At 65.3% G+C, this 23,089-nt stretch carries 22 protein-coding genes; 9 read left to right on the forward strand and 13 right to left on the reverse strand.

The genetic code is table 11. The features are described from left to right. Positions 1-4 precede the first annotated feature (4 nt). The 6 genes from AB4Y31_RS00870 to AB4Y31_RS00895 all read right to left on the reverse strand — a co-directional run bounded on the left by AB4Y31_RS00870 (position 5) and on the right by AB4Y31_RS00895 (position 5,928). Positions 5-415 (reverse strand): VOC family protein, encoded by a 411-nt coding sequence (locus AB4Y31_RS00870; RefSeq protein ID WP_368672297.1) that lies wholly within the window; start codon positions 413-415, stop codon positions 5-7. Positions 416-698: 283 nt separating this feature from the next. Beyond that, entirely contained in the window at positions 699-2,015 is a 1,317-nt protein-coding gene (locus AB4Y31_RS00875) for a class I SAM-dependent RNA methyltransferase (protein WP_368672298.1), read from the reverse strand. Between the two features lie 139 nt (positions 2,016-2,154). Then, positions 2,155-2,850 (reverse strand): membrane integrity-associated transporter subunit PqiC, encoded by a 696-nt coding sequence (locus tag AB4Y31_RS00880; RefSeq protein WP_368673411.1) that lies wholly within the window; start codon positions 2,848-2,850, stop codon positions 2,155-2,157. 41 nt (positions 2,851-2,891) lie between these two features. Further along, positions 2,892-4,547, reverse strand: a complete 1,656-nt coding sequence (locus AB4Y31_RS00885; RefSeq protein ID WP_368672299.1) for an intermembrane transport protein PqiB — start codon at positions 4,545-4,547, stop codon at positions 2,892-2,894. Further along, a complete protein-coding gene (locus AB4Y31_RS00890) occupies positions 4,544-5,233 on the reverse strand; it encodes a paraquat-inducible protein A (RefSeq protein WP_368672300.1) in 690 nt (229 codons plus the stop codon). Before AB4Y31_RS00890 ends, AB4Y31_RS00885 begins: the two co-directional genes overlap by 4 nt. Beyond that, positions 5,230-5,928, reverse strand: a complete 699-nt coding sequence (locus AB4Y31_RS00895) for a paraquat-inducible protein A (protein ID WP_368672301.1) — start codon at positions 5,926-5,928, stop codon at positions 5,230-5,232. The genes AB4Y31_RS00890 and AB4Y31_RS00895 overlap by 4 nt, the downstream gene beginning before the upstream one ends. A 329-nt stretch (positions 5,929-6,257) precedes the next feature. On the opposite strand from AB4Y31_RS00895, the gene AB4Y31_RS00900 reads away from it, so the two are divergent. The 3 genes from AB4Y31_RS00900 to AB4Y31_RS00910 all read left to right on the forward strand — a co-directional run bounded on the left by AB4Y31_RS00900 (position 6,258) and on the right by AB4Y31_RS00910 (position 8,103). Next, positions 6,258-6,833, forward strand: a complete 576-nt coding sequence (locus tag AB4Y31_RS00900; protein ID WP_018439962.1) for a cytochrome b — start codon at positions 6,258-6,260, stop codon at positions 6,831-6,833. Between the two features lie 38 nt (positions 6,834-6,871). After that, positions 6,872-7,441 carry a YceI family protein gene (locus tag AB4Y31_RS00905; protein ID WP_368672302.1) on the forward strand — a complete coding sequence of 190 codons (570 nt, stop codon included), beginning with the start codon at positions 6,872-6,874 and terminating at the stop codon, positions 7,439-7,441. Positions 7,442-7,521: 80 nt separating this feature from the next. Then, positions 7,522-8,103 carry a YceI family protein gene (locus tag AB4Y31_RS00910; protein WP_368672303.1) on the forward strand — a complete coding sequence of 194 codons (582 nt, stop codon included), beginning with the start codon at positions 7,522-7,524 and terminating at the stop codon, positions 8,101-8,103. A gap of 131 nt (positions 8,104-8,234) precedes the next feature. Here the strand turns inward: AB4Y31_RS00910 and secF are convergent, their stop codons facing one another. The 5 genes from secF to queA all read right to left on the reverse strand — a co-directional run bounded on the left by secF (position 8,235) and on the right by queA (position 14,214). Then, positions 8,235-9,185, reverse strand: coding sequence for a protein translocase subunit SecF (gene secF / locus AB4Y31_RS00915; protein ID WP_018439965.1), 951 nt, complete (start codon positions 9,183-9,185; stop codon positions 8,235-8,237). Positions 9,186-9,280: 95 nt separating this feature from the next. Beyond that, positions 9,281-11,332, reverse strand: coding sequence for a protein translocase subunit SecD (gene secD / locus AB4Y31_RS00920; RefSeq protein ID WP_368672304.1), 2,052 nt, complete (start codon positions 11,330-11,332; stop codon positions 9,281-9,283). A gap of 170 nt (positions 11,333-11,502) precedes the next feature. Further along, positions 11,503-11,829: a preprotein translocase subunit YajC gene (gene yajC / locus AB4Y31_RS00925; RefSeq protein WP_018439967.1), complete on the reverse strand. Its 327-nt coding sequence runs from the start codon at positions 11,827-11,829 to the stop codon at positions 11,503-11,505. A 123-nt stretch (positions 11,830-11,952) separates the two neighbouring features. Beyond that, entirely contained in the window at positions 11,953-13,140 is a 1,188-nt protein-coding gene (gene tgt / locus AB4Y31_RS00930) for a tRNA guanosine(34) transglycosylase Tgt (protein WP_368672305.1), read from the reverse strand. Then, entirely contained in the window at positions 13,141-14,214 is a 1,074-nt protein-coding gene (gene queA / locus AB4Y31_RS00935) for a tRNA preQ1(34) S-adenosylmethionine ribosyltransferase-isomerase QueA (protein WP_368672306.1), read from the reverse strand. It lies immediately after the preceding gene. Positions 14,215-14,497: 283 nt separating this feature from the next. Here queA and recG point away from each other — a divergent pair, with 283 nt between their 5' ends. The 6 genes from recG to ubiA all read left to right on the forward strand — a co-directional run bounded on the left by recG (position 14,498) and on the right by ubiA (position 21,437). Then, on the forward strand, positions 14,498-16,696 hold the full coding sequence (recG, locus tag AB4Y31_RS00940; protein ID WP_368673412.1) for an ATP-dependent DNA helicase RecG: 2,199 nt from the start codon (positions 14,498-14,500) through the stop codon (positions 16,694-16,696). A 154-nt stretch (positions 16,697-16,850) separates the two neighbouring features. Then, the gene (locus AB4Y31_RS00945; RefSeq protein ID WP_018439971.1) at positions 16,851-17,810 is read left to right on the forward strand and encodes a hydrogen peroxide-inducible genes activator; all 960 of its coding nucleotides are present in this window, start codon (positions 16,851-16,853) and stop codon (positions 17,808-17,810) included. A gap of 115 nt (positions 17,811-17,925) precedes the next feature. Further along, a complete protein-coding gene (locus tag AB4Y31_RS00950) occupies positions 17,926-18,057 on the forward strand; it encodes a hypothetical protein (protein ID WP_368672307.1) in 132 nt (43 codons plus the stop codon). A gap of 193 nt (positions 18,058-18,250) precedes the next feature. Then, complete coding sequence (locus AB4Y31_RS00955; protein WP_368672308.1) at positions 18,251-19,714, forward strand: catalase; 1,464 nt, start codon at positions 18,251-18,253, stop codon at positions 19,712-19,714. A 188-nt stretch (positions 19,715-19,902) separates the two neighbouring features. After that, complete coding sequence (locus AB4Y31_RS00960) at positions 19,903-20,391, forward strand: Dps family protein (RefSeq protein WP_368672309.1); 489 nt, start codon at positions 19,903-19,905, stop codon at positions 20,389-20,391. A 182-nt stretch (positions 20,392-20,573) separates the two neighbouring features. Next, on the forward strand, positions 20,574-21,437 hold the full coding sequence (gene ubiA / locus AB4Y31_RS00965) for a 4-hydroxybenzoate octaprenyltransferase (protein ID WP_368672310.1): 864 nt from the start codon (positions 20,574-20,576) through the stop codon (positions 21,435-21,437). Between the two features lie 88 nt (positions 21,438-21,525). Here ubiA and proC read toward each other — a convergent pair whose 3' ends face one another. Both proC and AB4Y31_RS00975 read right to left on the reverse strand, forming a co-directional pair. Beyond that, complete coding sequence (proC, locus tag AB4Y31_RS00970; protein WP_368672311.1) at positions 21,526-22,338, reverse strand: pyrroline-5-carboxylate reductase; 813 nt, start codon at positions 22,336-22,338, stop codon at positions 21,526-21,528. A 52-nt stretch (positions 22,339-22,390) separates the two neighbouring features. Continuing rightward, positions 22,391-23,089 (reverse strand): YggS family pyridoxal phosphate-dependent enzyme, encoded by a 699-nt coding sequence (locus AB4Y31_RS00975; RefSeq protein WP_368672312.1) that lies wholly within the window; start codon positions 23,087-23,089, stop codon positions 22,391-22,393.

The following is a 23,089-nucleotide window of genomic DNA, read 5'->3' on the forward strand; positions in this document are numbered from 1 at the left end:
GTGATCAGCGCAGTGTCGTCGAGTGGAGTCCCACCCTGTTGCCCTCGCTGTCGAGGAAGAAGCCAATATAGCCGTAATTGTTCGGCAGCTCCACCAGCGAGCCGACTTGCTTGCCGCCCGCTTTCGCGACGCGATTCAGCGCGGCTTGGACCGACGGCTCCGCATTCAGGTAGACGAGCACGCCCGCATTGTTTTCGGCCGGGCGCATCTGGCCGGGGTTGTGGACGATGCAGCCGCCCGTTGCGTCGTCGTCGTGCGCGAAGAGTGCCATCGGCACACCGCCGATGACCTCGCGCGGCAAGTCCGCGTCGAGAACGGCTTCATAGAAACGAACGGCACGCTCGAAATCGATGGTCGGGATTTCGAACCAATTGATCACGCGCGTGGCAGTAGCGGTAGCAGTAGCAGCAGTCATGGCAGTCTCCATCGAGAGCGGCAGGTGCCGCAAGGTCAACGTTCGGGCGCCGAACGGCAGGCTGGCGCAGCGAAGTGAGACGGATTTTGAGACAGCGCTGCTGACACCGTTCTGTCAGCAGGATGTCCGCCGCGGCGATGGCGTCGGCAGGCGGACGGGCCGCGTCCTTTTGCCGTTTGTCAGAACTGCTTGAGACCGCGTGATCGTCGCCCGTCCGTCGCCGAGATCAAGAAGGCGCGGGAGCGATTCGCACGTGAGGCAGGAGGGCTGGGTGGTGGCTCGCTCAGCGTTTCGCCGCGTCGTCGTCCGCGTTGTCGGCGCGTGCAGCCTTCACACTGCCCGCGACAAGATCGAAGCGAAAAAGCCGGCATTCGAGCGCGCCGTTGAAAAGCGGCGTCTTGGTCGACTCGCGCAACCTCATCTGGCCCGGCAGCTTGCGATCGGCCGTCAGCACGAAGGCGCGCCAGCCGGCGAAGCGCTGCTTGAGCGCGTCGCCGAACGCGTGAAAGAACTCGGCGTCCGGGGCGTCGGGTTGCGCGCGCCTGAATCCTTCGTCCGCGTCGCGCTCGCGTTCGCGCGTCTCGCCGCGCGGGCCGCGCCCGCGCACGGCAATGCGCTCGCCATAAGGCGGATTCGCGACGATGATGCCGGGCGTCGCGGAGGGCGGCGTGATGGCGCGCGCGTCCAGTTGCTTCAGGGGAAGCGGCGGCAGGCCCGCGCGCTCGAGGTTCGCGCGCGCCTTGATGAGCATGTCGCCTGAAATGTCGCTGCCGAAGATGAGCAGATCGTCGCGATGCGAAGCGCGCGCGGCGCGTTTCGCATCGATCGCGGCGACTTTCAACGCTTGCCATGACGCGATGTCGTATTGCTTCAGCTTCTCGAACCCAAAGCGGCGATCGACGCCCGGCGCGATGCCGAGCGCCACTTGGGCGGCCTCGGCGAGGAAAGTGCCGCTGCCGCACATCGGATCGTAAAGCGGCGTGCCGGGCGCCCAGCCGGTCTGACGCAGGATGCCGGCCGCAAGGTTCTCGCGCAATGGCGCCGCGCCTTTGTCGAGCCGCCAGCCGCGCTTGAAGAGCGGATCGCCCGAAGTATCGAGATAGAGCGTGCACTCGCTTGCCGTGAGGAAGGCGAAGATGCGCACGTCAGGTTGCGCCGTATCGACGCTCGGCCGCGCGCCGCTCACGCTGCGCAGGCGATCGCAGACCGCATCCTTCACACGCAGCGTCGCGAATTCGAGGCTGCGCAGCGGCGATTTGATCGCGGTCAGATCGACGCGCAGCGTTTCATTCGCCGAAAACCATTTCTCCCATGCCTGCTCGGCCGCGAAAGCGTAAATGTCGTGCTCGTTGCGATAGGGTCGCTCGGCGATTTTCAGCAGCACGCGGCTTGCAATGCGCGAATGGAGATTGGCGGCCATTCCGGCCGCCCAGCCGCCGCGAAAGTGGACGCCGCCCGGCACATGCGCGCCTTGCTCGAGGGGCGGCGTGCCGGCTCCTGCGAGATGGCGCGCGCCGATCTCGGCGAGCTCGGCGGCAAGTGCAGCTTCGAGACCGCGCGGACAGGGAGCGAAGAAATCGAACGGCATGGGGGATGACATAAAGCGGCGGCCTGCGTGCAAAGCCGTCATTGTACGCGGGTCGGTCGTCCACACCCGAGGCGAGCGGCGCGCCAGCCCTGCCGATCCAGTCCGCTGGCGCCAGCGGTCAGTGTCAGCCGCTCCTGTGCGTGCGGAGGCGCTACGCCGCGCCGGCGCCGACCTTGCCGGATGATGGCTTGCCCGTCGCGCATTGCCCGCTCGGCGTCGACGGCGCACCGCGGCCGGAAGCGCCGGCCCGGACAGCCGCGGCGATCTCGTCGGCCATTTGCGCGACGGCTTGCCGATGTCCGTCGACGAGCGCGGCGTAGCCGGGACCGACGGAGACCTGCGCGAGCGTATGGCAGGTCAGCACCGATTCGCTGCCCACCTTGCGCACGCTCCACACCGCATCGAGCACCGCGCGTGAGCCGAGCCACGAATCGAAGCGCCGCACGTTGACGGTGATGCGGTAGACCGGCACCACGTTCGGATAGGGCGCGCCATAGACGTCGAATGTATCGAGGCGAGCCGCGAGATCGCCCGAGAGCGCGCGGCGGATTTCATCGGCCGGCGGCGACACCCATCGCTCTTGCTCGAGCACGTCGACGCCCGAGCCGCCTTTTTGCACCACGAGCTGATTGCGCGCGACTTGCGTGGGGACGTCGACGGGCGGCACTTCGATCAAGAAGGCCGGGCTTGTCGCACGGTCGGCCGCCGCGGCGGGGGCGGCCGCCGGCGCGGCCGATGCCGTCGATGCCATGGACGCCGACCCCGCTCCGCCCGATCCGAGCGTATAGAAATGGGCGGGCGGCGAGGCACAAGCCGCCAATGCCGCCACGCTCGCGCAAAGCGCGATGCGAACATAGGCGCCGTATGAGCGCGAGAGTCGAAGGGACTTCACGGGTTCGTATCCTTTGCCTTGCCGCGCAGCAGCGATTCGGGGTGGCGTTCGAGGTAATCGGCGAGCGCGTTGAGCGACTGCAGCGTCTGCGTGAGTTGCGTCAGCGCCTGATGCACGTCTGACTGCATCGGCGAGTCCTGCTGCAATGTCTGCTGCGCGGCGCCGAACGTCTTTTGCGCGGCCGCAAGCGTGTCTCGCGCCTGCGGCGCGACTTCCGTGTCGAGCCGCTTGAAGAGGCTGTCGGCATTCTTCAACGTGCCGTTCAGGTTCTTGCTCAGTTCGTCGAACGGGATTTTGTCGAGCTTGCTCGCGATGTCGGCCAACTGAACCTGCAGTTCTTCGAGCGTGTTCGGCACGGTCGGCAGCGTGAGCGGCGTCGCGTCGGGATTGAACGCGATATGCGGCGCGTTCGGGAACACGTCGAGCGCCACGTAGAGCTGGTTCGTGAGCAGGTTCCCGGTGCGCAGTTGTCCGCGCAAGCCGCGCGCCACGAGCTGCGTCAGCAGTGTCTTGTCGGCATTGGGACCCGTCTTCGCGAGCGCGTCGCGGAACCGCGTGCCGAGCCGGTTCGGATAGAGATTCATCGTGACGGGCATCGTGATGCTGCGCGTCTTGGCATCGTAGTCGACGCCGATCTGCGTGACTTCGCCGAGCTCGATACCGCGGAAGTCGACGCTGGCGCCCGGAGAGAGGCCTCGCAGCGATTGGTTGAAGTTCATGACGACCGTGAAGGCCGGGCCGTCCGGCTCGCGCATGGCGGCCGATTCGCTGCCCGCGAGGCGGAAAGTCATATTGTCTGGCGCTTCCTGCCCGACCGCCTGCCCTGGTGGAGACTGGAACGCGAGGCCGCCGACGATGACGGTTGCGAGCGATTGCGTATTGAGCTTGAGCCCGCTCGAATCGAGCCGCAAATCGACACCGCTCGCATGCCACCAGCGCGAGTTCTCGCCGACGTACTGATCGTAGGGCGCATCGACGAAGACCTGTATCGTGACGCCCTTGCCATCCTTGTCGAGCGAGAAGCCCACAACCTGCCCGACCTGAACGCGCCGATAGTAGACGGGCGAGCCGATATCGATCGAGCCGAGCGAATCGCCCTGCAGCGTATAGCGCCGCCCGCGCTGGTCACCGGTTACCGCAGGCGGCGTTTCAAGCCCGTTGAAGTCGGTCTCTCCGTTATGGGAGCGGCCCAGATCGACGCCAATGTACGCCCCCGAAAGCAGCGTGCCGAGGCCCGACACACCGGTCGTGCCGATGCGCGGACGCACGATCCAGAAGCGTGTGTCTTCGACGGCGAAGTCGGACGCTTCCTTCGTGAGCTGCACTTCGACGATGACGCGCGTATGGTCCTTCGAGAGGCGGATCGTCTTGACGGTACCGATGTCGACGTTCTTGTACTTGACCTTCGTCTTGGCGGCCTCGAGGCCCTCCGCGTTCGCGAAGCTGATCGAGATGGTCGGCCCGCGATCGACGACCGACTTGACGACGAGCGCAATGCCGATCAGCGCCGCAATGAGCGGCACGACCCAGACGAGCGAGGGCAGCCAGCCGCCGCGGCGGGCAGTGACCGGCTCCGGCAGATCGGGCGGAAGGCCCGAGCCGCCGTTCGAGCCGCCTGGCGGATTGCCGGGCTCTTGATTCGGGCTATTCATGTCGTTGCGTCCTGGTTCCTTTCTGTGCGTCCGGCTTCTGCTTCATCGGCGCAGTCCCAGATGAGGCGCGGGTCGAACTGCATCGATGCAATCATGGTCAGCACCACGACGGCGGCGAACGCCAGCGCGCCCCAGCCCGCGGTAATGACGGCGAGCGACCGGAAGCGCACGAGCGCAACGGTCAGCGTGATCACGAATACGTCGAGCATCGACCAGCGACCGATATGCTCGATGATCCGATAAAGCCTCGCGCGCTCGTGCGTGCGCCAGCTCGAGCGGCGCTGCACCGTCAACGCGAGCAGCGCCAGCACGACGAGCTTCAGCATCGGCACGAGGATGCTGGCGACGAAGACGATGATCGCGAGCGGCCAGTCTCCCGATACCCAGAAGTAGACGACGCCGCTCATGATCGTGTCGTCTTCGTCGCCGAAGAGCGACCTCGTGTGCAGGATCGGCAGCAGATTGGCCGGGATATAGAGCAATGCCGCGGCGATCAGCAAGGCCCACGTTCGCATGATGCTGTCCGGGTTGCGCTGGTGCAGCACCGTGCCGCAGCGCGAGCAGCGCTGGTGCGCGGCCGTGGCGCGCTCCGCGTGCTGCCCGCGCCCGGCGGCGCGGCGTGCCTCGACGTTGCCGCACGCATGGCAAGCGATCAGTCCCGCGGCTGCCGCCGTGACGTATCTCATCGCGGCTCGATGCGCGTAGGCGCCGTTCCCGCGGCCGCCGCAGCGTGCTCGGCGCGCCGCTCGCGCGCTGCCCGGGCGTCGCCTTGGCGAGCGTTCAGGCGATCGGCCATGTCCCAGAGCACACGCGGATCGAACATCACGACCACAGCCAGCATCAGCGTCAGCCCGCCGAACGCAAAGAGCGCCGCTTCCGGAATGACGCGGGCTAGGCTCGTCATTTTAACGATCGTCACGAGAATGCCGAGCATGAGCACTTCGATCATGCCCCAGGGGCGCACGAATTGAATCGCGCGCAGCACGGAATGGAAGCCGGGCGGCACGACGCCGGCTCGGATAGGCAGCAGGACATAGAGCAGCGAGGTCAGCTCGACGAGCGGAAAGAGGATCGTCGAGCAGAACACGAGCACGGCGACGATCTGCATGTCCTCGCTCCAAAGAGCCACGAGCGCGCCCATCAGCGTCGTTTGCGACGTGATGCCGTTCAACTCGAGCTCGACGATCGGAAAGCCCTGCGCGATGAGGAACGTGATCAGCGCCGCCATCGCGAGCGCGGCAATCCGCTCGACGTGGATCGAGCTCGAGCGCGACAGCACGGCGCCGCAACGCGGGCAGCGCGCATTCGCGTGATTGGAATCGCGCGGCTTGCGCAACAGTGCGTCGCATTCATGACATGCAATCAGATTCAGGCGATCCATAGGCAACAGTGCGTCCGCCCGGGCGGGGCGGCGGTGGACGGGCGAGACTCGAGGCGCTGCAAACGAGCGGCAAACCCGCGCCAATCTTACCAAATGGCCCCGCGCGGACGCGTTGCGGTCAATCCGCGGAAAGGGGCCGGAGCATGCGCGTGGGCGACGCGCGGAATAGACTGTCCTTTGTCCGCGTTTAGCAGTTGCCGTTCCCGGATTCCGTTCTCGAAAAAATTCGGGGCCACACGGTCTCTTCGCTTGCGGTAGCATGGCGGCCGTACGGGATGGGGCCGCCGTCGCCGGTCTCGGCAAAATACCTGGTAACTCGATATCCTGCCATGTCGACTGAAATCCGGCCTTCGCGGCCATCATTCTCGCAGTCCGATGCTTACACGAGCACCGCAATCACCTTTCATTGGGTAATCGCGCTGCTCATCGTCAGTGCGTTTGCGATCGGTCTCGTCATGACGAGCATTCCGGGATTCACGCCCGATAAGCTCCGCTATTTCTCATGGCACAAGTGGATCGGCGTGACCGCGTTCGCGCTCATCGTGCTGCGCATCGTCTGGCGCTTGACGCACAAGGCGCCGCCGCTGCCCGAACATATGCGCGGCTGGGAGCGCGCGCTGGCGCATGCCATCCACGGCTTTATTTACCTGCTGATGATCGCCGTGCCCGTTACCGGCTATCTCTATAGCTCGGCCGCGAACGTGCCCGTCGTCTACCTCGGCATCGTGCCGTTGCCGCGCATCATCGCACCCGACCCGATGCTGAAGGAAGTGCTCAAGACGACGCATATCACGCTCGACTATTGCCTCGCCGCGCTCGTCGTCCTGCACATTGCAGCGGCGCTCAAGCACCAGTGGTTCGACCGCGACGGACTCCTTTCGCGGATGATCCCGTTTCTCAAGTAATTCAATTATCCAAGTAACCTTTCAAGAGCGACACTGCAATGAAAGCTTCGTTTTATCGCTACATGCTGGCCGCATTCGCAGCCGCGACACTGGCAGCCTCGGGGGCCGCGCTCGCTCAGGTCGACTCCGCGAAGAGTTCGATCGTCGCGACGTCGAAACAGATGAACGTCCCCGTGGACGGCAAGTTCACGAAGTTCACGGCCGACGTGAGTTTCGATCCGTCGAAGCCGACGGCCGGCAGTGCGCAATTCTCCGTGGACGTGCGCAGCTACGATCTCGGCGATAAGGAATACAACGATCAGGTGGCCGGCAAAGACTGGTTCGACGCGAAGGCGTTTCCGACGGCCACTTTCGTCTCGAGCGCCATCGCGCCCGCCGGCGGCAACAAATACAACGTAACGGGCAAGCTGACGATCAAGGGCAAGAGCCAGACTGTCGTCGTCCCCGTGACGGTGACGCAGCAGGGGGCCAGTCAAGTGTTCGACGGCGCGGTGCCGATCAAGCGCTCGGCCTTCGACGTCGGCACCGGGGAGTGGAAGGATACCTCGGTCGTCGCCGACGACGTCGTGATCAAGTTCCATATTGTCGCGGCGGCGAAGAAAGGCTGACCGGCGCGATTTTGCGTTTCTTCCCTCGTTTATTCAACTTTGCCGCCCGTTGGGCGGTGCTCGCATCAGGAGAATCGGTTGTGAAAAAGAATGTCCTTATCGCCGCCGCGGCATTGGCGGCGACGCTGTCGGGCAGCGTCTTCGCTGCGGATACGTATCAGCTCGACCCGAACCACACGTACCCGAGCTTCGCGGCCGATCATTTCGGCGGCTTGTCGGTCTGGCGTGGCAAGTTCACGAAGACGACGGGCACCGTGACGCTCGATCGGCAGGCGAAGACCGGTACGGTCGACGTGACGATCGATCCCGCCTCGATCGATACGGGCAACGCCAAGCTCGACGAGCATTTGAAGAAGGACGAATTCTTCGACGTGACGAAGTTCCCCACGGCCACTTATAAAGGCACGAAGATCAAGTTCGACGGCGACAAGCCCGTCGAAGTGATCGGCGAGCTGACGCTGCACGGCGTGACGAAGCCTGTCGACCTGAAGATCGATTCCTTCAAGTGCATGCCGCATCCGATGCTCAAGCGTGAAGTGTGCGGCGTCGAGGCGAGCGGCGATTTCAATCGCGCCGATTTCGGCCTCGATTTCGGCCAAAAGTATGGCTTCAATATGGATACGAAGCTGGAGATTCAGGCTGAAGGGATCAAGCAGCAGTAATCGCGCGGCCGTCATAAGCTGGCGCATGACGAGCGCCAGTCCGGCGAGCCAATGAAAAAACGCTTCGAGCATGGCGCCCGAAGCGTTTTTTTTTCGCCCGTCAACAGACGCGAGACGGTACGCTGCCGACCTCAGACCTGCGCGCCCGCATTCGGATCGTTCGGATCGTGGCGTTCCCGCTTTTCCTTCAGCAGATCTTCGCGCTTCACGCCAAGCCACATCGCGAGCGCGGCGGCCACGAAGACCGACGAGTAGATGCCGAACAGAATGCCGATCGTCAGCGCGAGAGCGAAGTAGTGCAGCGTCGGGCCGCCGAAGAAGAACATCGACAGCACCATCATTTCGGTACAACCGTGCGTGATGACCGTGCGCGACATGGTGCTCGTGATCGCGTGATTGATGACTTCCATGACGGTCATCTTGCGCTCGCGGCGGAATGTTTCGCGAATCCGGTCGAAGATGACGACCGACTCGTTGACCGAGTAGCCGAGCACCGCGAGCACCGCAGCCAGCACCGACAGCGAAAACTCCCATTGGAAGAATGCGAAGAAGCCGAGAATGATGACGACGTCGTGCAGGTTCGCGATGATGCCGGCCACCGCGTACTTCCATTCGAAGCGGAACGACAGGTAGATCATGATGCCGACGACGACGCAGGCGAGCGCGAGCAGGCCATTCGTCGCGAGCTCCTTGCCGACCTGCGGGCCGACGAACTCGACGCGCTGCAGCTTCGCGGCGGGCTCCTGCTGATTGAGCGCCGTCATGACCTGATTGCTTTGCTGCGCCGACGAGAGCCCCGTCTTCAACGGCAGACGGATCATCACGTCGCGCGACGTGCCGAACGTCTGCACTTGTGCGTCCCCATAGCCCAGCTTGCCGAGCGTCGTGCGCACCGGCTCGAGTTGCGCCGCCTGCGGGTACTGCACTTCCATGACGGTGCCGCCCGTGAACTCGACAGACAGGTGCAGCCCGCGATGCAGCAGGAAAAACACCGCCGCGAAGAACGTCAGGAACGAGATCGCGTTGAAAATCAACGCGCGCTGCATGAACGGGATGTCGTTGCGAATGCGGAAAAATTCCATCGTGTTTCTCTCCGGGCCTTCATTGGCCCTTTAGCCGCTCGGCGGCCGCTGCGGGCCGCCTTCCTTTTGGCATATAAGCGCTCGGCCTCGAGCCGTCAGCGGGACGAATCCGGTTTGCGCGGCGCCGCGGTTTCCCGCGCGCGATTGCGCAACTGTGGCTTGCCTGCGCGAGCCCCTCGATTTCCGCCCTTGGGCGCCGGTTGCGAGCCGACCGACGACGCGAGCGCCGCCGTATCGCTACCCGCGTCGGACGCGCCGAAAGCGCCGGCGCCGGCTGCCGCTGCCGCCGCGGCGGGCCGCCAGACCTGGCCGATCGAGAGCGTCTTCAGCTTCTTCTTGCCGCCATACCACCAGTTCACGAGCCCGCGCGAGAAGAACACGGCCGAGAACATCGAGGTCAGGATGCCGATGCAGTGCACGACGGCAAAGCCGCGCACGGGGCCGGAGCCGAACGCGAGCAGCGCGAGGCCGGCGATCAGCGTCGTCACGTTCGAGTCGATGATCGTGGCCCAGGCGTGCGCGTAGCCGTTCTGGATCGCGAGTTGCGGCGGCGCGCCGTGGCGCAGCTCTTCGCGCACGCGCTCGTTGATGAGCACGTTCGAGTCGATTGCCATACCGAGCGCGAGCGCGATGGCGGCGATGCCGGGCAGCGTCAGCGTGGCTTGGAGCAACGACAGCACGGCTACGAGCAGCAGCAGGTTGACCGACAGGCCGATGACGGAAACGGCGCCGAAGAGCAGATAGTAGGCGATCATGAACACGGTGATCGCGGCGAAGCCGTAGACGACCGAGTCGAAGCCCTTCTTGATGTTGTCGGCGCCGAGGCTTGGTCCGATCGTCCGCTCCTCGATGATGTCCATCGGTGCCGCGAGCGAGCCCGCGCGCAGCAGCAGCGCGAGGTCGGCGGCGGCCTGCGGCGTCGGCTGGCCCGTGATCTGGAAGCGGTCGCCGAGCTCGGACTGGATCGTCGCGACCGTCAGCACCTGCCCTTTGCCCTTTTCGAACAGTACCATCGCCATCGGCTTGCCGATGTTGTCGCGCGAGACGCTCGCGACGGCGCGGCCCGCGGCCGAATTGAGGCGGATGTTGACGGAGGGGCGCTGGTGTTCGTCGAAGCCGGCCGACGCGTCGATGATGCTGTCGCCCGTGAAGATGACCTGCTTGCGCAGCAGAACTGGCACCTGATTGCCTTCGGTGAAGAGCTCGTCGCCGGGCGGCACGGGCTCGCCCGGGGCCGGATGCGTGTTGACCGGATCCGCGAGACGCGCCTCGAGCGTGGCCGTGCGGCCGATGATTTCCTTTGCCTTCGCCGTATCCTGCACGCCCGGCAGCTCGACGACGATGCGGTCGGCGCCTTGCTGCTGGATCACGGGCTCCGCTACGCCAAGCTCGTTCACGCGGTTGTGCAGCGTCTGCATGTTCTGCTTGACGGCGGCTTCCTCGACGGCCTGCTGCTGGGCGGGCGCGAACGTGCCGACGAGCTCGACGCCGCCTCCTTGCGCCGCGGGCCGCGTGTTCCATTGCAGCTCGGTGATCGTGCGCGAGAGCTGCGTGCGCGCCGTATCGGCGACGTTCGCATCGGCAAAGCTCACGACGACCGACTGACCGACGCGATTCACGCCGCCGTCGCGGATGTTGTTGTCGCGCAAGTAGGTGCGCGCGTCCGACGCGTCGGCGTCGAGCCGCTTGTCGAGCGCGCCCGCCATGTCGATCTGCATGAGGAAGTGGACGCCACCGCGCAAATCGAGCCCGAGGTACATCGGCAGCGCGTGCAGCGCCGTCAGCCAGCGCGGCGAGGCGCTTTGCAGATTGAGTGCGACGATGTATTGCGGATCGGCCGGATCGGTGTTCAGCGCCTTTTGCAGGACGTCTTTCACGTGCAGCTGCGTGTCGGTGTCTTTCACGCGCACGCGGATGTTGGCATTCGCGCCGCTATTGTCGAACGTGACGTCGTCAGGCTTGATCTGGTTGGCGGCGAGCGCGGCTTCGACCTTGTCGAGCGTCGACGCATCGAGCTTGACGGTGGCCTTGCCGCTCAACACCTGCACCGCCGGCGCTTCGCCGAAGAAGTTGGGCAATGTGTAGAGAAGACCGATGGCGAGCGCCACGGCCATCACGACATATTTCCAAAGGGGATAACGATTCATGGCATTCGCCGTTCGGGGAAGGGGCGTCAAAGCGCCGCGTCCCGCGTCTTCATGGCCGGTGCGAGGGCGCGCGGGGAAACCCGGCGCGCCGCCCGGCTCGTGAAGGCGCGGGAGGCGATCTCAAGCAGCGATCGAAACGTTGATCGACGCGACATGGGAGCGTGGCGGCTTCAGAGCGATTTGATCGTGCCTTTCGGGAGGATCGTGGTGACGGCCGCCTTTTGCACGAGGATCTCGGTGCCTTCGGCGATTTCGACGCCGACGTAGGCATCGCCGACCTTGGTGACCTTGCCGACGACGCCGCCGTTCGTCACGACCTCATCGCCCTTGGCCATGGCGGCGAGCATGTTGCGGTGCTCCTTTTGGCGCTTCATCTGGGGCCGGATCATGATGAAATACAGCACCGCGAACATGAGGATGAACGGCAGGAAGCTCATCAGATTCGATTCGGCGCCGCCGCCAGCCCCTTGCGCGAATGCGTTGGAAATCATCGACACGTTGTTTTCTCCGTAAAAGACGATCGGACGATCGCGAAATAGCCAGATATTTTACCATTGCGGTATTGCGCGGCGACGCGGGTCCCCGAAGTCGGACGAATGCCCGCTCCTCGCGCGTGACGACTATTCGGTGCCCCTTGCCCGCTCCTCGGCGAACCGCTTGCGGAACGCGTCGAAGGTCTGCGTCTCGATGGCGGCGCGCATTTCGCCCATCAGTTCGAGGTAGTAGTGCAGGTTGTGAATGGTGTTGAGCTGCGCGCCGAGAATTTCGCCGACGCGATGCAAATGGTGCAAATAGCCGCGCGTGAAGTTGCGGCAGGTGTAGCAGCCGCAGCACTCGTCGAGCGGACGCAGCGTGTTGCGGTGCTGGGCGTTGCGGATCTTGATGTCGCCGAAGCGCGTGAAGAGCCAGCCGTTGCGCGCGTTGCGCGTCGGCATTACGCAGTCGAACATGTCGATGCCGGCCGCGACGCCGGCCACGAGGTCCTCGGGCGTGCCGACGCCCATCAGGTAGTGCGGCTTGTCGGCCGGTAGCCGCGGTCCGACGTGAGCGAGCACGCGCAGCATCTCTTCCTTCGGCTCGCCCACTGAAAGCCCCCCGACCGCGATTCCGTGAAAGCCAATGTCGGAGAGGCCTGCGAGCGATTCATCGCGCAGCTCTTCGTACATGCCGCCCTGGACGATGCCGAAAAGCGCATTCGGGTTCGCGAGCCGCTCGAATTCGTCGATGGAGCGCTTCGCCCAGCGCAGCGACATGCGCATCGACTCCGCGGCCTCCGTGTGGCTCGTCGGCACGCCGTCGGTCGCGTACGGCGTGCATTCGTCGAACTGCATCACGATGTCGGAGTTGAGCGTGCGCTGGATCCGCATCGAGATTTCGGGCGAGAGAAAGAGCTTGTCGCCGTTGACCGGCGAGGCGAACGCGACGCCTTCCTCGGTGATCTTGCGCAGATCGCCGAGCGAGAAGACCTGGAAGCCGCCCGAATCGGTCAGGATCGGCCGGCGCCAGCCCATGAAGCCGTGCAGCCCGCCGTGCGCGGCGACGGTATCGAGGCCCGGTCGCAGCCAGAGGTGAAACGTGTTGCCGAGGATGATGCGCGCCTGGATCTCCTCGAGCTCGCGCGGCTGAATTGCCTTGACGGTGCCGTAGGTGCCGACGGGCATGAAGATCGGCGTCTCGACGACGCCGTGGTTGAGCGTCAATCTGCCGCGGCGCGCCTGGCCGTCGGTGGCGAGCAGCTCGAACCGCAGGCCGCCCGCGGCGGTGGGGGATGCGATCGGGTCGTGGTGGTTCGGATGACCGTCGGTCATTCAGTGACTCCTCGTGAGCAACATCGCGTCGCCGTAGCTGAAAAAGCGGTAGCGCGCCTCGATCGCATGGCGATAGGCCTCGCGTATCGTCGCCATGCCGGCAAATGCGGAGACGAGCATCAGCAGCGTCGACTTCGGCAGATGGAAGTTCGTGACCAGCCGATCAACCGCGCGAAAACGGTAGCCGGGCGTGATGAAGATATCCGTTTCGGCCGAAGTGGCCGCGAGCGGCCGGCCGGCGGCTTCGGCATCGCGCGCCGCGGCTTCGAGCGCGCGCAGCGAGGTCGTGCCGACCGCGACAACCCGGCCGCCGCGCGCGCGCGTGGCCGCGATCTTGTCGGCGAGCGTCTGCGGGAGGTGGTACCACTCGCTATGCATCTTATGCTCGGCGATGTTCTCGACGCGCACGGGCTGGAACGTGCCGGCGCCGACGTGCAGGGTCAGCGTCGCCCGCTCGATGCCGCGGCGATCGAGCTCGGCGAGCAGCGCATCGTCGAAATGCAGGCCCGCCGTCGGCGCCGCGACGGCGCCCGGGTTCCGCGCGAAGACGGTCTGATAGCGCGCTTCGTCGGTCGCATCCGGGTCGTGCTCGATGTAGGGCGGCAGCGGCAGCCGGCCGAAGCGCTCGATCAGCTCGAGGCAGTCTTCGGGAAAATGAAGCGTGTAGAACGGTTCGACACGCTCGCCGACAGTCACGTCGAATGCGTCGGCAAGGCGCAGCGTCGTTCCCGGCGTGGGGCTCTTGCTTGCGCGAATCTGCGCCAGCGCGGTGCGCTCGCCCGTCAGGCGCTCGATGAGCACCTCGATTCGGCCTCCGCTCGCCTTGACGCCGAAAAAGCGCGCCTTGAGCACCTTCGTATCGTTGAAAACGAGCAAGTCGCCGGCTGTCAGGCAGTCGGGAAGGTCGGCAAAGCGCCGATCGACGAGGCGCATCGTATCGGTCACCGTTTGCGGATCGCCGCCCGGTCTCGGCGCGACGACCTCGAGCAGGCGGCTCGCGCTGCGCTGAGGCAGGGCCTCTTGAGCGATCAGCTCGGGAGGTAGATTGAAATCGAAATCGGAAAGCGTGAACATGCTGCGTTGATCGGCGATGTGCTGTGCGGCGCGGCCCGGCGCAATTCGCGAGCCGCTATCATCGCGGGACGTCCGGCCGCGTGCCGGGCGCGATGCTGATGACGAAACCCATATTGTACTTGCGAAGAGACTCATGCCCTTGACCCGCGGCCGGCCGGCCGAGCCTGCAAACGACGCGATGGACGACGCAACCGACGCAGCGGGCGGCCGCGCGTCCGCGCGAGCCGCGCGCGATGTGGGCAACGGCCACGGCGGCGCGCGCGGCGCGGACGCTTCCACGCGCATGAAAACCATTGGGGAATCGCGCCCGGCGAAGGCCAAGAAGGCGACGGCGTCGGCCGCCGCGCCCGCGGTACGCGCGGAGCCCGCGAAGACCGCCGACAAGCTCGCGAAGCTCGGTTTGACGCGTGACATCGATCTCGTGCTGCACCTGCCGATGCGCTACGAGGACGAAACGACGCTCACCCCGATCGGCGAGCTGCTGCCCGGCGAGACGGCGCAGGCGGACGGCGTCGTCTTCGACAACGAAATCGCGTACCGGCCGCGTCGGCAGTTGGTCGTCAAGCTGCGCGACGACGCGGGCGACGAGCTCGTCTTGCGGTTTCTCAACTTCTACGGCTCGCAAGTCAAGCAGATGGCCGTGGGCCAGCGGCTGCGCGTGCGGGGCGACGTACGTGGCGGTTTCTTCGGCCTCGAGATGGTGCATCCGACGGTGCGCGTCGTCGATGACGATACGCCGCTGCCGCAGGCGCTGACGCCCGTGTACCCGAGCACGGCGGGCGTTTCGCAGGCGTATTTGCGCAAGGCGATCGACAACGCGCTCGCGCGTACTGAGTTGCCCGAGCTGCTGCCTCGCCCGATCGCCGAGCGTTATTGCGAGCCGCTCGCGCTGCCGCCGCTCGCAAGCGCCGTGCGGACGCTCCATCATCCGAGTGCCGATGCCGACGAGGCGGCGCTCAGCGACGGCAGCCATCCCGCCTGGACGCGCATCAAGTTCGACGAGCTGCTTGCCCAGCAGCTTTCCCTCAAGCGCGCGCACGAAGAGCGCCGCCGCCGCACGGCGCCCGCGATGCCGCGCCGCGCGTCCGGCGATTCGGCTTCGCTCGCGGCGCGTCTCATCGCGGCGTTGCCGTTTGCGCTCACGCGCGCGCAACAGCGCGTCGTGGCTGAAATCTCCGCCGATCTCGCCGCGCCGCACCCGATGCAGCGCCTGCTGCAGGGCGACGTCGGCAGCGGCAAGACCATCGTTGCCGCGCTCGCGGCCGCGCAGGCGATCGATGCCGGCTATCAGGCCGCGATGATGGCGCCGACGGAGATCCTCGCCGAGCAGCACGCGCGCAAGCTGCGCGGCTGGCTGGAGCCGCTCGGCGTGACGGTCGCGTGGCTGGCCGGCAGCCTGAAGACGAAGGAGAAGCGCGCGGCGCTCGCGGCCGCGGCTTCGGGCGAGGCGCGACTCGTCATCGGCACCCACGCGATGATCCAGGAAACGGTCGAATTCGCGCGGCTCGGGCTCGTCATCGTCGACGAGCAGCACCGTTTCGGCGTGGCGCAGCGCCTCGCGCTGCGGGCGAAGGCGCGCAAGGACAAGGCCGCCGATACGGCGGATGAGGGCGGGCAGCAAGGCACTGCGGGGGCCGCGGCCGGCGATGCGCGCGAGTTTCAGCCGCATCAGCTCATGATGTCGGCGACGCCAATTCCGCGCACGCTCGCGATGACGTACTACGCGGATCTCGACGTCTCGACGATCGACGAGCTGCCGCCGGGGCGCACGCCGATCGTCACGAAGCTGATCTCGGATGCGCGCCGCGACGAAGTCGTCGCGCGCGTGCGCGAGGCGGCGCTGACGGGGCGGCAGGTCTACTGGGTCTGCCCGCTCATCGAGGAGAGCGAAACGTTGCAGCTGCAGACCGCCGTCGAGACCTACGAAACGCTCGCGGCCGCGCTGCCCGAGCTGCGCGTGGGCCTCGTGCACGGACGGCTCGCGCCAGCCGAGAAAGCCCTAGTCATGGATGCGTTCTCGCGCAACGAGATCCAGCTCCTCGTCGCGACGACGGTGATCGAGGTCGGCGTGGATGTGCCGAACGCATCGCTGATGGTGATCGAGCATGCCGAGCGATTCGGGCTTGCGCAATTGCACCAGCTGCGCGGGCGAGTTGGCCGCGGCAGCACGGCATCGGTCTGCGTGCTGCTCTACGGCGGGCCGCTTTCGCTGACGGCGCGTGCGCGGCTGAAGACGATGCGCGAAACGACGGACGGCTTTGAGATCGCGCGCCGGGATCTTGAGATTCGCGGCCCGGGGGAATTCCTCGGCGCGCGGCAGTCGGGCGCGGCGATGCTGCGCTTCGCGGATTTGCAGCACGACGCGTGGCTGATCGAGCCGGCGCGCGAGGCGGCGGCGCGGCTCATCGCGGAGTATCCGGACGTCGCTATGCAGCATTTGGCGCGCTGGCTAGGCACGCGCGAGCAGTATCTGAAGGCTTGACGGTTGCCGCGCAGCATCGCTTCACCAACGCACCATCATCCGGTGAATCGAGCCGCCGGGCCGACCGATCAGCCGCCGCGTCGTGGTGTTGGCGAATCGCCGCGACAGGTGTATAAGATAAAACCTATCGACAGTCATAGTCTGATTGGTCCCCATGACGCTTACCGAACTCAAATACATCGTGGCGGTCGCCCGCGAGCGCCATTTCGGCCGGGCGGCCGAGGCCTGCTTCGTCAGCCAGCCGACGCTCTCGGTCGCGATCAAAAAGCTCGAGGACGAGCTCAATGTCCAGATCTTCGAGCGCGGAACGAGCGAAGTCAGCGTGACACCGATCGGCGAGCAGATCGTGACGCAGGCGCAGCGCGTGCTCGAGCAGACGCTCGCCATCAAGGAGATCGCGAAGCAGGGCAAGGATCCGCTCGTCGGGCCGCTGCGCCTCGGCGTCATCTATACGATCGGCCCGTACCTGCTGCCGGCGCTCGTCAAGCAGATGATCAAGAGCGTGCCGCAGATGCCGCTGATGCTGCAGGAAAACTTCACGCTGAAGCTGATCGAGTTGCTCAAGCAGGGCGAGATCGACGTTGCAATCATGGCGCTGCCGTTCCCCGAGACGGGACTCATGGTGCGTCCGCTGTATGACGAGCCGTTTGTCGTCGCGTTGCCGGCCGGGCACGCCTGGGAGTCGCGCAAGGAGATCGATCCCGATGACCTCAAGCAGGAAACGATGCTGCTGCTCGGCAACGGGCATTGCTTCCGCGACCATGTGCTCGGAGTCTGCCCGGAGCTGATGCGCTTCTCGCAGACGGCCGACGGCATTCAGAAAACGTTCGAGGGTTCGTCGCTCGAGACGATCCGCCATATGGTGGCGAGCGGCGTCGGGATTACGGTGCTGCCGCGCATGTCGGTGACCGAGGTGAAGCCGCAGGCGGGCGGCCCCGACGCCGGACTGCTCAGCTACGTGCCGTTCGGCGAGCCGGTGCCTGATCGGCGCGTCGTCCTCGCCTGGCGCAAGAGCTTCACGCGCATGCCCGCCATCGATGCGATCAGCGAGGCGATCGCCGCCTGCGAACTGCCCGGCGTCAATAAGCTCGACATGCCGGTTGCCGTCAACTGATCCGGCAGGCGGCACCGCGTGCCGCCCCTATCGGATATATATAATCAATCAATCGCAATAAGTCGATAGTCTGAATATACTTCCTCTCATGGTGATCGCATTCATGGAGGAGGTCATGTGGAATCGCTTCTCGTCTGTAGCCGGCGAGGCCGCCTCTCGGCGCGCCGGCGTGCGACTCGCGGCGGCGTTGCGTCGTTCGCGCGCCATCGGGTTCGCGCTGCTCGCCGATCGGGCGCTCGCCGTCTAGCTCGATGAAGCGACGGCCGCGCCGCCTGGCGAATGCGGCGACGACATTTCGCTCAACGTTTCGGGGCAGGGACGGTGAGCAGTTTCGAAGCAGCGTCGCGCATTCGCGTTCATTCTCTCGTTTGCATCCCATCCCTGTCTTATCGCTTCGTTCCACGTCGCCAGACGTTTCCCGATGCTAAGGAGCTCAACCGATGTCCGACCGTAATGACCGCAGTCTCACTACCGCCGCCGGCGCGCCTGTCGCCGACAACCAGAATTCGTTGACGGCCGGCCCGCGCGGCCCCGTAGCGTTGCAAGACGTCTGGCTCATCGAAAAACTCGCGCATTTCGACCGCGAAGTGATTCCCGAGCGGCGCGTGCATGCCAAAGGCTCGGGCGCCTTCGGCACGTTGCGCGTGACGCATGACATTTCGCGCTACACGAAGGCAAAAGTCTTTTCCGCGATCGGCAAGGAAACGCCGCTCTTCATGCGTTTCTCGACCGTGGCCGGCGAGCGTGGCGCCGCCGACGCCGAGCGCGACGTGCGCGGCTTCTCGATCAAGTTCTATACGGAAGAGGGCAACTGGGATGTGGTCGGCAACAACACGCCGGTGTTCTTCATCCGCGACCCGTTGAAGTTCCCCGACTTCATCCACACGCAAAAGCGCGATCCGTACACGAACCTGCGCAATAACGTCGCCGCCTGGGATTTCTGGTCGCGCCATCCCGAGTCGCTGCACCAAGTCACGATCGTCATGAGCGATCGCGGCATTCCGAAGAACTACCGGCAGATGCACGGCTTCGGCTCGCATACGTTCTCGTTCATCAACGCGAACAACGAGCGATTCTGGGTGAAGTTCCACTTCAAGTCCCTCAACGGGATCGAGAACTACACCGACGAGGAGGCGGCGCAGGTGATCGCGGGCGATCGCGAGAGCGCGCAGCGCGACCTCGTGACGGCGATCGACGACGGCAAGTTTCCGAAGTGGGCATTCCGCATTCAGGTGATGCCCGAGGCTGACGCGGCCAAGGTGCCCTACAACCCGTTCGATATTACGAAGGTCTGGCCGCACAAGGACTATCCGCTCATCGACGTCGGCGTGATCGAACTCAATCGCAACGCGGCGAATTATTTCGCGGACGTTGAGCAGGCGGCGTTTACGCCGGCCAACGTGGTGCCGGGTATTGGCTTTTCGCCGGACCGTCTGCTGCAGGGGCGACTCTTTTCATACGGCGACACGCAACGTTATCGCCTCGGCGTGAACCATCACCAGATTCCGGTGAATGCGCCGAAGTGCCCCTTCCATCACACGTTCCACCGCGACGGCGCGCTGCGCGCGGACGGCAATCTCGGCGGCACCGTCAACTACGAGCCGAGCCGCTTCGGCGAGTTCGCGCAGGATCGCAATGCCGCCGAGCCGCCCCTCGCCGCCGGCACGATCGACCGTTACGATCACCGCGAGGACGACGACTACTACAGCCAACCCGGCGCGCTGTTCCGGCTCTTCGATGAGGGGCAGCGGCAGCGGCTCTTCGAGAACATCGCTCGCGCGATCGACGGAGTGCCCGGGGACATCGTCGCACGGCAGCTCGAGCATTTCAGGCGCGCCGATCCGGCCTACGGCGAGGGCGTCGCGGCCGCGATCGAGATGCACAAGGCCAAGCGTTCGAAGTAGCCGGATGCGGCGCGCCGACGCACACGCGCGAGCCATGCGCGAGCGGCTGAGATAGCGCCGCTGCGTTTGCCTGGGCTACACTGGCGCTCGCCCGAGGCCTGCAGGCACCTGACGTGCCTTGCGGGCGTCGTGGCATCGAAGGCGTTTGCCGCCCGGAGTGGTTCGCATCATATTTGCAAGGAATAGCCATGGCCAAGAAAAACACTGCAGTTCAAATCGACATCGGCATCAGCGACAAAGATCGCAAGAAGATCGCGGAAGGACTGTCGCGGCTTTTGGCCGATACGTACACCCTCTACCTCAAGACGCACAACTTCCACTGGAACGTGACGGGGCCGATGTTCAACACGCTGCATCTGATGTTCGAGCAGCAGTACACCGAACTCGCGCTTGCGGTCGATGCCATCGCCGAGCGCATCCGCGCGCTCGGCGTGCCGGCGCCGGGCAGCTACAAGGAGTTTGCGAAGCTCTCGTCGATTCCCGAGGCCGACGGCGTGCCGGCTGCCGAGGAGATGATTCGTCAGCTCGTGGCGGGTCAGGAAGCCGTCGTGCGCACGGCGCGGGCGATCTTTCCTGCGACGGAAGCGGCGAACGATGAACCGACCGCCGATCTGCTCACGCAGCGGATGCAGACGCACGAAAAGACGGCTTGGATGCTGCGCGCGATGCTTGCGTAAAACGGGGCCGCTCGCCTTCGGGCGATCGGCTTGCCGGTCGATAGATCGGTGGTATTCGCCTTGGCGGCGAATCGCGCGTGCGCGGCGGAACTCGCGTCTCGGAGCGACATGGCTGAAAGGCCCACCGTTCGGGCCTAAAATAGGCGATCACGTTCCGTTTCGGCCGCCCGATGTCGACGCCCATGTTCGCCCGCTTCCCGCTCTACCTGCGCTTGATCCGCATGGACAAGCCGATCGGCAGCCTCCTGCTGCTGTGGCCGACGCTCAATGCGCTTTGGATTGCGTCGAACGGCCGCCCGTCGCTATCGTTGATCGTCATCTTCACGGTAGGCACCGTACTGATGCGCTCGGCCGGATGCGCGATCAACGACTATGCGGACCGCGACTTCGATCGCTACGTCAAGCGCACGGCCGATCGCCCGCTCACCTCGGGAAAGATCCGCTCATGGGAGGCGCTCGCGATCGCGGGCGTGCTCTCGTTCATCGCGTTCTTGCTGATCCTGCCGCTCAACGGGCTCACGAAGGCGCTGTCGGTCGTCGCGCTCTTCGTCGCGGGAAGCTATCCGTTCATGAAGCGTTTCTTCGCGATCCCGCAGGCCTATCTCGGCATCGCATTCGGCTTCGGCATTCCCATGGCGTTCGCGGCCGTGCAGGGTCGCGTGCCGCCCTTGGCTTGGGCGATGCTGCTCGCCAATATCTTTTGGGCCGTGGCGTACGACACCGAGTATGCGATGGTCGATCGCGACGACGATCTCAAGATCGGCATCCGCACGTCGGCTATCACGTTCGGCCGTTTCGACGTGGCGGCCGTCATGCTCTGCTATGCGGCGACGTTCGCGATTTATGCGTGGCTTGGCGCTTTGCTCGGCTTCGGGTGGCTGTACTGGCTCGGCTGGGCCGCGGCGATCGGCTGCGCCGTTTACCACTACACGCTGATCCGCGATCGTGAGCGGATGCCGTGCTTCGCGGCGTTTCGGCACAACAACTGGCTTGGCGGCGCCCTCTTTGCCGGGATTGCCGCGCACTACGTCGCGGCCGGCTTCTGATCAGTCGCGCGGCACAGCTCGCCCGCCCGCGTTGTTAAGGGCGAGGAGGGCGCCAATGTCGATAGCACCGCGGCTGAGCGGTGCTCGGCTACTGCTTGCCGAGTTCGTCACCCATCTCTTTCGCTCGCGCATCGGCGGCGAGCACGCCCGCGACGATCGCGTCCTTCACCCCTTGGGCATTGAACGATGCCAGTGCGGCGGCCGTGGTGCCGCCTTTCGAGGTGACGCGCTCGCGCAGCACGCCGGCCGGCTCTTCCGATTGGGCGGCGAGTTGCGCCGCGCCGGCAAATGTCGCGAGTGCGAGCGCGCGGCCCTGATCGTCCGAGAGTCCCAGGCGGTGCGCCGCTTCCTGTAGCGCTTCGATGAAATAGAAGACGTAGGCCGGACCGCTGCCGGAGATGGCGGTCACTGCGTCGATCTTCGTTTCATCGTCGAACCAGACCGTTTCACCGACGGCGCCGAGCACGTTTGCCGCGAGTTCGCGGCCTGCCTCCTCGACGCCCGGCAGTGCGACGAGACCCGCGACACCCATTCCGATCAGCGCCGGTGTATTCGGCATCGCGCGCACGATCCGTGTGTAGCCGTTCAGCCAGCGCGAGATGTCGGCGCCGCGAATGCCGGCCGCGATGCTGATGACGAGTTGTGCCGATAGGTGCGGCGCGAGCGCGGCGGCCACTTCCTTCATGACCTGCGGCTTGACGGCGAGGACGATGGCGTCATAGCCGCGCAACGTGTCGTTGGGCGTTGCCGCCGTAGCGATGCCGAACTGCGTTTGCAGGCGCGTGCGAGCGTCTTCGTTGACGTCGACGGCATAGAGATGGGCCGGGGACGTTCCGCGCTTGGCGAGGCCGCCGATCAAGGCGGCGGCCATGTTGCCGCCGCCGATGAATGCGATTTTCATGAGGATGACTGTGGTCGTGTAAGAGGTGGTTGTAGCTTCGCGCGACTGCCGATCAGCGGCTGTAATCGCGCGCACCGAAGATTGCGCTGCCGATCCGAACGATCGTCGCACCTTCGAAGACGGCCGCTTCGAGGTCGGCCGACATGCCCATCGAAAGTGTATCGATCGAGAGGCCTTCGGCTCGCAGTGCCTCGAAGAGCGCTCGCAGCGTGCGATGCTGGGCGCGTTGGGTATCGACGTCTTCAGTTGGTTCGGGGATCGACATGAGTCCGCGCAGCACGAGCCGCGGCATCGCGGCGATCTCTTTGGCGAGTGTTGGGGCATCGCTCGGGGCGACACCGCTTTTCGAGGACTCGCCGCTCACGTTGACTTGCAGGCAGACATTGAGCGGCGCGAGATTCGGCGGCCGTTGCTCGGACAAGCGCTGGGCGATTTTCAGGCGATCGACCGAGTGCACCCAGTCGAAATGCTCGGCGACGGGGCGCGTCTTGTTCGACTGCAACGGTCCGATGAAATGCCATTCGATTTGCGCGCGCAGGTCCGCGAGCGCTTCGATCTTCGCGATGGATTCCTGCACGTAGTTTTCGCCGAAGGCGCGCTGTCCGGCGGCGAAGGCAGTGCGCACATCATCGGCCGGAAACGTCTTCGAGACGGCGAGGAGCTTGACGGAAGCGGGATCGCGTTGCGCCGCGAGGGCGGCCTGGGCGATGCGGCCATGGACCGCCGCCAGGTTATCGGCGATGGAGGACAT

It is taken from the genome of Trinickia sp. EG282A (genome assembly GCF_040965455.1).
GTDB classification, from domain to species: Bacteria; Pseudomonadota; Gammaproteobacteria; order Burkholderiales; family Burkholderiaceae; genus Trinickia; species Trinickia symbiotica.